Origin of the sequence: Streptomyces sp. MS191 (assembly GCF_008042125.1) — a bacterium.
GTDB lineage: Bacteria > Actinomycetota > Actinomycetes > Streptomycetales > Streptomycetaceae > Streptomyces.
Genome location: NZ_RDBI01000040.1, coordinates 2,302,712 through 2,312,543 on the forward strand (window position 1 = coordinate 2,302,712; position 9,832 = coordinate 2,312,543).

General features: G+C 72.4%; 9 protein-coding genes and 1 pseudogene. 5 read left to right on the forward strand and 5 right to left on the reverse strand.

The features are described 5' to 3' along the window. Positions 1-327: 327 nt before the first annotated feature. Together EAO71_RS17540 and mshA are read right to left on the reverse strand one after the other, a co-directional pair. Positions 328-837 (reverse strand): type III secretion system chaperone family protein, encoded by a 510-nt coding sequence (locus EAO71_RS17540; protein ID WP_147978580.1) that lies wholly within the window; start codon positions 835-837, stop codon positions 328-330. After that, entirely contained in the window at positions 830-2,173 is a 1,344-nt protein-coding gene (gene mshA, locus EAO71_RS17545) for a D-inositol-3-phosphate glycosyltransferase (RefSeq protein ID WP_187282696.1), read from the reverse strand. Before mshA ends, EAO71_RS17540 begins: the two co-directional genes overlap by 8 nt. A 163-nt stretch (positions 2,174-2,336) precedes the next feature. Between mshA and EAO71_RS17550 the strand changes: the two genes are divergently transcribed. From EAO71_RS17550 to EAO71_RS17560, 3 genes are all read left to right on the forward strand, one after another. Then, the gene (locus EAO71_RS17550) at positions 2,337-3,131 is read left to right on the forward strand and encodes a class I SAM-dependent methyltransferase (RefSeq protein ID WP_147978582.1); all 795 of its coding nucleotides are present in this window, start codon (positions 2,337-2,339) and stop codon (positions 3,129-3,131) included. A 195-nt stretch (positions 3,132-3,326) separates the two neighbouring features. Continuing rightward, on the forward strand, positions 3,327-4,409 hold the full coding sequence (locus tag EAO71_RS17555) for a C40 family peptidase (protein WP_147978583.1): 1,083 nt from the start codon (positions 3,327-3,329) through the stop codon (positions 4,407-4,409). Between the two features lie 402 nt (positions 4,410-4,811). Then, the gene (locus EAO71_RS17560; RefSeq protein WP_147978584.1) at positions 4,812-6,056 is read left to right on the forward strand and encodes a PP2C family protein-serine/threonine phosphatase; all 1,245 of its coding nucleotides are present in this window, start codon (positions 4,812-4,814) and stop codon (positions 6,054-6,056) included. Between the two features lie 82 nt (positions 6,057-6,138). Here the strand turns inward: EAO71_RS17560 and EAO71_RS17565 are convergent, their stop codons facing one another. The 3 genes from EAO71_RS17565 to EAO71_RS17575 all read right to left on the reverse strand — a co-directional run bounded on the left by EAO71_RS17565 (position 6,139) and on the right by EAO71_RS17575 (position 7,658). Continuing rightward, on the reverse strand, positions 6,139-6,483 hold the full coding sequence (locus tag EAO71_RS17565; protein WP_147979363.1) for a DUF2516 family protein: 345 nt from the start codon (positions 6,481-6,483) through the stop codon (positions 6,139-6,141). Positions 6,484-6,570: 87 nt separating this feature from the next. Continuing rightward, positions 6,571-7,131 carry a hypothetical protein gene (locus EAO71_RS17570; RefSeq protein WP_147978585.1) on the reverse strand — a complete coding sequence of 187 codons (561 nt, stop codon included), beginning with the start codon at positions 7,129-7,131 and terminating at the stop codon, positions 6,571-6,573. Between the two features lie 47 nt (positions 7,132-7,178). Then, the gene (locus tag EAO71_RS17575; protein WP_147978586.1) at positions 7,179-7,658 is read right to left on the reverse strand and encodes a helix-turn-helix domain-containing protein; all 480 of its coding nucleotides are present in this window, start codon (positions 7,656-7,658) and stop codon (positions 7,179-7,181) included. 412 nt (positions 7,659-8,070) lie between these two features. On the opposite strand from EAO71_RS17575, the gene EAO71_RS17580 reads away from it, so the two are divergent. Together EAO71_RS17580 and EAO71_RS17585 are read left to right on the forward strand one after the other, a co-directional pair. Then, positions 8,071-8,742 (forward strand): DUF4097 family beta strand repeat-containing protein, encoded by a 672-nt coding sequence (locus EAO71_RS17580; protein ID WP_147978587.1) that lies wholly within the window; start codon positions 8,071-8,073, stop codon positions 8,740-8,742. A gap of 19 nt (positions 8,743-8,761) precedes the next feature. Then, positions 8,762-9,685: pseudogene (locus tag EAO71_RS17585) on the forward strand (ATP-binding cassette domain-containing protein); the annotation flags it as partial. Positions 9,686-9,832: the final 147 nt, after the last annotated feature.

The following is a 9,832-nucleotide window of genomic DNA, read 5'->3' on the forward strand; positions in this document are numbered from 1 at the left end:
CGATCTCGGCGCGGACCTCCTCGAGGGTCTTCTCGGGGAGCCGGGGTGCCGCCTGTGTGGACCCCGGGCGAGGGGCCGGCGGCAGGGGCGCCGCGCTCGCCTGGAGCGTCAGCGCCGGTGAGGCCAGCACCGTGAGGGCGCAGACCACGGTGAGCATGGCACGGCCCGAGCGGGTGCGGAAGGGTGCGCGCAGGCGGAAGTCACGGGAAGCACGGAGGCGTTCGGGAGCCCGTGCGTCAGCGTGCGGAAGGGCTCCCAGGGCGTGTTGCGGAAGGAGCGCCGTCCGCCCGGAGGGCGGGGGCCCCGACCCCGCCGGGCCCGGGAGGCTCAGGAGGCCGGGTTCTCGGGGGCCGGGCGACGGGTCAGATGCGTGAACGCGTCGAGGTTGCGGGTCGACTCGCCGCGCGACACCCGCCACTCGTACTCCCGGCGGATCGCCCCGGCGAACCCGAGCTCCAGGAGCGTGTTGAAGGAGCCGTCCGCCGCTTCGAGCACCGAGCCGAGCAGCCGGTCCAGCTCCTCCGGGGTGACGGCGGCGAGCGGGAGCTTGCCGGCGAGGTAGATGTCGCCCAGGCCGTCGACCGCGTAACTCACGCCGTAGAGCTTGAGGTTGCGCTCGAGCAGCCAGCGGTGGACGCCCGCCTCGTTCTCATCGGGGTGGCGGATGACGAAGGCGTTCAGGGACAGCGAGTGGCGGCCCACCCGCAGCGAGAGCGTGGTGAACAGCTTGCGCGTGCCGGGGAGTTTGACGACGTAGGAGCCCGGCTCGGGCGACTCCCACTCCAGCTCGGCGTCCTTGAAGGTGTCCTCGATGACCTGCCGCACGTCCTCAGCCATGGTGCGAGCGTACGCGACGGCGATGATCGTGCATCGCGGCCGTGTAGACGTCCGCCGTGCCGGAGGCCGCCGTGTCCCAGCCGAAGGACTCCGCGTGCCGGGCCGCCGCCGCGCCCATCCGGGCGGACAGGGACGGATCGTCGACGAAGCGCCCGAGCGCGCGGGCGTAGTCGGCCGGGTCGTGCCCCTGGACCAGGAAACCGGTGGTGTCGTCCCGTACGGCGACCGGGAGGCCGCCCACCGCCGCCGCGACGACGGGCGTGCCGGCGGCCTGCGCCTCGATGGCGACGAGCCCGAAGGACTCGCTGTAGGAGGGCATGACCAGGACCGACGCCGCCCGGAACCAGTCGGCGAGCCGGTCCTGCCCGACCGGCGGGTGGAACTGGACGAGGTCGGCGATGCCGAGCCGGGCGGCCAGCTTCTGCAGCCCCTCGGGCTTGGCCAGGCCGCTGCCGCTCGGCCCACCGACGACCGGCACGACCATGCGCGAGCGCAGCGAGGGGTCCCGGTCGAGGAGCTGGGCCGCGGCGCGCAGCAGGATGTCCGGGGCCTTGAGCGGCTGGATGCGGCCGGCGAAGACGGGGATGAAGGCGTCCCGCGGCAGGCCGAGGCGCGCCCGGGCGGCGGCGCGGCCGTCCGCGGGGCGGAAGTGGTCGAGGTTCACGCCGGGGTGGACGACGGCGACCTTGCCGGGCTCGGCGTCGTAGAAGCGGACGAGTTCGTCGGCCTCCTCCGCGGTGTTGGCGATCAGCCGGTCGGCGGCGCGGACGATCTGCGTCTCGCCGATCACCCGGGCCGCGGGCTCGGGGGTGTCGCCGTCGGCGAGCGCCGCGTTCTTGACCTTCGCCATGGTGTGCATGGCGTGGACGAGCGGCACGCCCCAGCGCTCGGCCGCGAGCCAGCCGACGTGGCCGGAGAGCCAGTAGTGGGAGTGCACGAGGTCGTAGTGCCCGGGGCGGTGGCCCGCCCACGCCTGCATCACGCCGTGCGTGAAGGCGCAGAGCTGGGCGGGCAGCTCCTCCTTCGCCAGACCCTCGTAGGGTCCGGCGTCCACGTGCCGGACGAGGACGCCGGGGGCGAGTTCGACGACGGGTGCCAGGCCGCCGGTGGTGGCCCGGGTGAAGATCTCGACCTCTATGTTGATCGCCGCGAGCCGCTTGGCCAGTTCGACGATGTAGACGTTCATCCCGCCTGCGTCGCCCGTGCCGGGCTGGTGGAGGGGCGAGGTGTGGACGCTGAGCATGGCCACCCGGCGGGGATGCCGGTGGCGGCCGGGAAGCCGGAGCCTGGGCGGTGTCGCCAGGGAGCCGGCGAGCCGGGACACGTACTGGCTCACGTCGACGGTCCTTCCGCTCGGAGCGAGGGCATAGCGGGCACGGCAAAAAGGAGGTCGCAGGGCGCCCTCCAAGCGGCACAACACCGGAATGGCGCCATCCATTTCCGTTTTGCCAATTCATTGCCGTGCGGATGCGGCGTGGCGCAGCCCTTAGGCTCGTTCCATGGCCCCGCGCACCACCCGCCCCGTCGGCACGACGACCCGCGGGACCACCCATCCCAACCGGCTGCGGCGCATGGACCGCTGGATCGCCGCGGTGCACGGCCCCGCCCTGCGMCGGTCCGCCACCCCACCGGTCGCCGTCGACCTGGGATACGGCGCGGCCCCCTGGACCGCCGTCGAACTCCTCGCCCGGCTGCGCRCCGCCGACCCGCGCACCGAGGTCGTGGGGATCGAGATCGAGCCCGCCCGGGTCGCCGCCGCCCGCCCCTACGAGCGGGAGGGCCTCCGCTTCCTGCACGGCGGCTTCGAGGTCCCGGTGCCCGGCGAGGCCGCTCTGATCCGCGCCGCGAACGTGCTGCGCCAGTACGACGAGGACGAGGTCGCCGCGGTGTGGGCGCGCCTGTGCGAGCGCCTGGCACCCGGCGGGCTGCTCGTCGAGGGGACCTGTGACGAGATCGGGCGCCGGCACGTGTGGGTGGCGCTCGACCGGTCCGGGCCGCGGACGGTGACCTTCGCGACCCGGCTCGGTTCGCTGGAGCGCCCCTCCGACCTCGCGGAACGGCTGCCGAAGGCCCTCATCCACCGCAACGTGCCCGGGGAACCGGTGCACGCGTTCCTGCGCGACTTCGACCGGGCGTGGGCGGCGGCGGCACCGTACGCCTCGCTCGGCGCGCGGCAGCGCTGGATCCGGGCCGTACACGATCTGGCGGCCGACTGGCCGCTGACGGACGGCCACCGGCGCCGGCGCCAGGGCGAGGTGACCGTGCGCTGGGAGGCGCTGGCACCCGCGGGATGAGCGGACTTCCCGTCACATCCCGGTGCATTCGGCCTCCGTCGGGAACGTGACGCGCCGATCACACGTCCCCGTGAGGGGAAGTCGGCCCGCACGTCCCGGTTTCCCCTGTTGCTTTCACGTTTCGCATGGCACTATCGCCAAGGTCACGAGGAAGTTACTGACGGTAAATCAGATGGGGCCGTCCGAGGGGGAGCTTTGAACCGACGCCGCTGGACCACCGCCACGCTCACCGTGGTCTGCGCCCTCACGGTGCTGGCCTCACCGGCGCTGACGCTCCAGGCGAGCGCGGCGCCCCTGCCGCCGGCCCCTCGCCCGGGGTCCACACAGGCGGCACCCCGGCTCCCCGAGAAGACCCTCGAGGAGGTCCGCGCCGAGATCGACGGCCTGTACCGCCAGGCCGCCGCCGCCACCGACGCCTACAACCTGGCCGAGGAGCAGGCCGACGAGCAGTCGGCCGAGATCGTGAAGCTGGCGCAGATGATCGTCGCCGGCCGCGAGAAGATCGAACGCCTCAAGGCCCAGGCGGGCGCGGCCGCCCGCGCCCAGTACCGCAACGGCGGGCTGCCCGACGGCGCCCAGTTCGTCCTCACCGACGACCCCCAGCTCTTCCTCGACCACGCGGGACGGCTCCAGCAGGGCGCCAAGGCCACCAAGGACCTGCTGGGCGAGATGGCGCAGACCCAGGTGGAACTCACCACCTACGCCAACGACGCCAGCACCAACTGGACCAAGCTGGAGGCCAACCGCCTCAAGCAGGCCAAGGCCAAGAAGGACATCGACGCCAAGATCGAGGCGGCCAAGAAGCTCGAGTCCGAGCTGGCCGCCGAGGAGCGCGCACGGCTCCGCCGACTGGAGGAGCAGGCGCAGTACCGGGCGCAGACCGCCTGGCTGAACTCCGGCGTCCTCAAGGGCCTGGACGGCAAGGCGACCGAGCAGGGCAAGAAGGCGGTGAGGTTCGCCACCGCGCAGATCGGCAAGCCGTACGTGTGGGGCGCCGAGGGCCCGGGCTCGTACGACTGCTCCGGACTGACCCAGAGCGCCTGGATCGCCGCCGGCCGCCCCATCCCGCGCACCTCGCAGGAGCAGTGGCGCCTGCTGCCGCACGTGGACATCAAGGACATGCGGCCCGGCGACCTGATCGTCTACTTCAAGGACGCCAGCCACATCGGGATGTACGTCGGCGACGGCGCGATCGTGCACGCGCCGCGACCGGGCCGGGACGTGACGATCGCGGGCGCGGGCTCGATGGAGATCCTGGGAGTGGTCCGCCCCGGCTGACGCGGGCGGCACCCCGCCGCGGGTGAGCCGGTGGGTCACCTGCCGCGGGTGAGCCCGGAGGCGGCTTCCCGCGGGTGACGGGCAGTCGGTGACCGGCGGTCGGCGCGTGATGCCCGGGACCTCCCGGTTCGGGACGCGCCCGACTCCCCCGTACCTCCCCGAACGCCTCCGGTGAGGCGTCCGTGGCCCCCGTCACGCTCGCCGGCGGCGGCCCGCCACGTGATGTTCGTCATGGCTTCGCGGGCAACAACCTCCCCATGCGCGGCATATGCCATCCGCTCCCCGATGCCCGTACCGTGATCACCATTCCGCTGCCCGCCGGGGTACCGCTATGGTCCCGGTCTGGCGGGTCGTCGTTCGGCGTCCGCCGCGCCCTCGGGGGGAGGGAAGGAACCAGGACCGATGTCCGTACCCGTACCGCGACAGAGAACCGACTCTGCTGCGGCGACCGGCGCCGCCACCGCCGCGGCAGGCACCGACCTCACCCTCCTGGTCGTCGAGGACGACCCGGCGGGTGCCCTTGCCGTACCCGAACTGCTGGACGCGGACGGCACCCGCGTCCGCATCCGCACCGCCCGCAACCTCACCGAGGCCGAGCGGCTGCTCACCGACGACGTGCACTGCGTCCTGGTCGACCTCGCGCTGCCCGGGCCGCGTGCCGCCGGCGACGACCCGCTGGCGCCGCTGCGGCACCTGCTGCGCCTCGCGCCCCGGCACGCCGTCCTGGCGCTCGCCGCGTCGGCCGACGCCGAGCTGGCGGCGGAGGCGGTCCGCGTCGGCGCCCAGGACCACCTCTTCCGCGAGGAGCTGGACGGACGGCTGCTGAGCCGGGCCATCCGCTACGCGGTCGAGCGCAAGCGGGCGGACGCGGTGCAGGTCAAGCTGGCCGAGTCGCGGCTGCGGGCCCAGGAGAACGCCCGGCTGGAGCGCGGACTGCTGCCCACCCCGCTGCTGGAGGGCTCCGACCTCCGGTTCGCCGCCCGCTACCGGCCCGGACGCTCGCGCGCCCTGCTCGGCGGCGACTTCTACGACACCGTCCGCACCCCGGACGGCACGGTCCACGCGATGATCGGCGACGTCTGCGGGCACGGCCCGGACGAGGCGGCGCTCGGCGTCGAGCTGCGGATCGCGTGGCGGGCGCTGACCTTCGCCGGCCTGTGCGGGGACGAACTGCTCTCGACGATGCAGCAGGTCCTGGAGCACGAGCGGGAGAGCGACGAGATCTTCGCGACGCTCTGCACGGTCGACATCGCCCCGGACGGCCGCCGGGCGGGCCTGTGCCTGGCCGGACACCCCGCGCCGCTGATCGCCCGCAAGGACCGGCCGGCCCGCCTGCTGCCGTACGAGGACGGCGGCCCGGCCCTCGGGCTGCTGCCGCGCGCCCGCTGGCCGCGGCGGCAGGTGGAGCTGGGCGCGTCGTGGAGCCTGCTGATGTACACCGACGGCCTGATCGAGGGCCGCTCGGCGGGCCCCGGGTCGCCGCGGCTCGGCCAGGACGGGATGGTCGAGATGATCAACCGGCAGCTGGCCGAGGGCCTGCGGGGCGAGGAGCTCCTGGACGCGGCGGTCACCGAGGTGCGCGCGCTCAACGGCGGGGAACTGACCGACGACGTCGCGGTCCTGGCACTGGAAAGGGCCCGGGGATGACTCCCGGGCCCTGCTTCCCACCTGTGTCGCGGCCGGCGGGGACGGCGTCCGCCGGTGTCCCGCGTTCCGTGACCGCTGAGGACTAACGTCCGCCGTTGTAGGGGCCGTACGGTCCGTCACTGCTGGAACCGCCGCGCCGGCCGCCCCCGCCGCCGGAGATCTGCCGGACCGCGGGGCGCACGTCCACCATGAAGACGATGGCCGCCACGAGGCCCGCGATCTGCAGGAACAGCATCCCCGGCAGCAGCAGGTTCAGGGCGAGGTTGATGCCCAGCAGGATCAGCCAGAACTTCTTGGTCTGCTTCTCCGCAGCGCGGTAGGCGTCCTCGCGCACGGTCGCCGCGATCGCGAACGAGGCCACGGCGAAGCCGATGAAGACCAGCCAGATCACCAGCGAGAGGATGGAATCGAACCCGTCGCGCAACATACTGAGCACCGCCTCGTGAATGGTTGGAGCGCCTCGCGGTCAAGGTACCCGGTACAACGCACCGGGCACCTCGATTGGTGCCCCGCCTTACTGCTCCGTGGCGCCGGCGGTCTTCTTGGTCGTGGCCTTGCGGGCGGGCGCCTTGCGCGCGGCGGGCGTCTTCTTGGCGGCGGGCTCCTCGGCGGCGGCCTTCGTCTCCGGCTCCTTCACCGCGTCCGGCTCGACGACGACGGCGATCTCGGTGAGCTCCTCGGCGGCCTCGCCACGCCAGGCACGGACGGCCTCCTCGCCGTGGGCGGCGACCTCCTCGTACTTCTCACGGGCCTTCACCGCGTACTCCGCGGCGACGCCGACCCCGCGCAGTGCCAGGTCCTGGGCGGTCTCGCCCAGCTTCTTCAGGTCGGTGTCGAGGGTGCCGACGACCTCGGCGAGCTTCGACGTGACGGTGGCCTGCGCCTCCTTGGCGCCGGCGGACACCTTCTCCTGCACGGCCTTCGGGTCGGTCTTGCGCACGGCCTCGATGCGGGCCGGGGCCTCGGCGGCGATCTGCTCGATCAGCCCGGGCACCTTCTTGGCCTGCTGGACGGCGAGGTCGGCGGTGCCGGCGGCGAAGTAGAGGGGGGTACGCAGTTCTTCGATGATGGCCATGGGTGTGGTCCTCCCGGATGGGTACGTACTGCGACGACGACTGCTGGCTACGGCTGGGTCGAGGTCGAGGGTCGTTCGGCCTCGGGCGGTGCGGGGGCGTCGGCGGCGTCGGAGGTGCCGGCGGCCTGGTCGGCCCCGGCCGCTCCGTCGGCGGAATCCGTGACCGTCGTCGCCGCGGCATCGGCGGCGTTCTCCTTGCGGAAGGAGTCGTAGATCTGGAGCAGCACCTGCTTCTGCCGCTCGTTGATCGAGGGATCGGCGAGTATGACGGCCCGCGTCTCCAGCTCCTCCCGCTCCTTCTCGTCGAGGATCCCGGCCCGCACGTACAGCGTCTCGGCGGAGATCCGCAGGGCCTTGGCGACCTGCTGCAGCACCTCGGCGCTGGGCTTGCGCAGACCGCGTTCGATCTGACTCAGGTACGGATTCGACACCCCGGCGGCATCGGCGAGCTGCCGCAGGGACAGCTGCGCGGAGCGCCGCTGCTCGCGGAGGTACTCGCCGAGATTGCCGACGTTGAGTGATGCCATGCTCCGACGATGCCACCCTCCGCTAACTATTGCAAGCACCTGCTTGCAATAGTGCGCCGCGTCACGGCGCGAGGCGGGGGTCGCTCAGGATGCCCGGGCCGGACGCACCGCCGGCCCCGACCGGCACACCCCCGACACGGACAGGCCGCACCTCCTCCACCCCTCCCGGCGCCCTCCGGCGCCCCCTTTCGGTACTCCTCGTAGCGTTCATCGTCAGTTCATTGCAATGAGCAATAGGCAGGTCGTTGCGTTAAAGGCAGAACCGTTGCAACGATATTGGCCGCTCCACCTGCAATGATGACATTGCGGCGCAACGAACTTGTTGCCACTTCCTTGAATGCAACGTAGCGTTTCCGTCATCAGAAAGAGCAAGGAACCCAAGCGACGCACGACACGGAAGCAGGAGATCACGATGCAGAAGTTCGACACCCCCAGCCCGGTGACCGCCGTCCTCGACATCCCCGGGGGCCGCATCCGGTTCATCGCCGCCGACCGGGCCGACACCACGGTCGAGATCCTGCCCGCCGACGCCTCGAAGGGCCGGGACGTGAAGGCCGCGGAGCAGACCGAGGTCGTCTACGGCGACGGCGTCCTGCGCATCGAGGTCCCGCCGGCGAAGAACAAGATCCTCGGGCACTCCGGGGCCATCGAGGTGACCGTCCAGCTGCCCAGCGGCTCCCGTGTCGAGGCGAAGGCGGCCGCCGCCGAGTTCCGCGGAGTCGGACGGCTCGGCGACGTCCACTTCGCGGGCGGCTACCGCTCCGTCAAGCTCGACGAGGCCGCGAGTGCCCGCCTCACCGCCCACGACGGCGACGTCTCCGTCGGCCGGCTCGGCGGCCCCGCGGAGATCAGCACCCAGCGGGGTGCCATCCGGATCACCGAGGCGCTGCGCGGCGCGGTGACGCTCCGCACCCAGCAGGGCGACATCTCGGTCGGCGCCGCCCGCGGCGTCTCCGCCTCCCTGGACGCGGGCACCGGCCACGGCCGGATCGACAACGCGCTCAGGAACGCCGACGGCGCCGACGCCGGCCTGAACATCCACGCCACCACGTCCTACGGCGACATCACCGCCCGCAGCCTCTGATCTTCGAAGGAGCCTTCTCATGACCGACCTGGCCATCGCGGCGAACGAGCTGCGCAAGTCCTACGGCGACAAGACCGTCCTCGACGGCATCGACCTGGCCGTCGCCGAAGGAACGATCTTCTCCCTGCTCGGCCCGAACGGCGCCGGCAAGACGACCGCCGTCAAGATCCTCTCCACCCTCATCTCGCCCGATCCCGCGAGCGGCCCGATCCGCGTCGGCGGCCACGACCTCGCCACCGACCCGCAGTCCGTACGTGCCTCGATCGGGGTCACCGGCCAGTTCTCCGCCGTCGACGGCCTGATCACCGGCGAGGAGAACATGCTCCTCATGGCGGACCTGCAGCACCTGTCCAAGCGGGAGGGACGACGGGTCACCGCCGAACTCCTGGAGCGCTTCGACCTCACCGAGGCCGCCAGGAAGCCCGCGTCCACCTACTCCGGCGGTATGAAGCGCCGCCTCGACATCGCCATGACCCTGGTGGGCGACCCGCGGATCATCTTCCTCGACGAGCCGACCACCGGCCTCGACCCGCGCTCCCGGCACAACATGTGGCAGATCATCCGCGAGCTCGTCACCGGCGGCGTCACCGTCTTCCTCACCACCCAGTACCTGGAGGAGGCCGACGAACTCGCCGACCGCATCGCGGTACTGAACGACGGCCGGATCGCCGCCGAGGGCACCGCCAAGGAACTGAAGCGGCTCATCCCCGGCGGGCACATCCGCCTCCGCTTCGCCGACCCGGCCGCGTACCGGAACGCCGCCACCTCGCTGGGCGAGGCGGCGGCCCGGGACGACGACGCGCTGTCCCTGCAGATCCCCAGCGACGGCAGCCAGCGCGAGCTGCGCACCGTCCTCGACCGGCTCGACACCGCCGGCATCGAGGCGGACGAACTGACCGTCCACACCCCCGACCTCGACGACGTGTTCTTCGCCCTGACCGGCTTCGTGATCTGGGAGAACGTCACCGACGCGCCGATGGTCCCGCTGGTCCTCTTCAAGCACCGCAACTTCAGCGGCGGTTCGCTCTCCCTGACCCTGGTGCAGATCGGCAACGGCGGTCTGCTGCTCGTCCTCACCCAGTACCTGCAG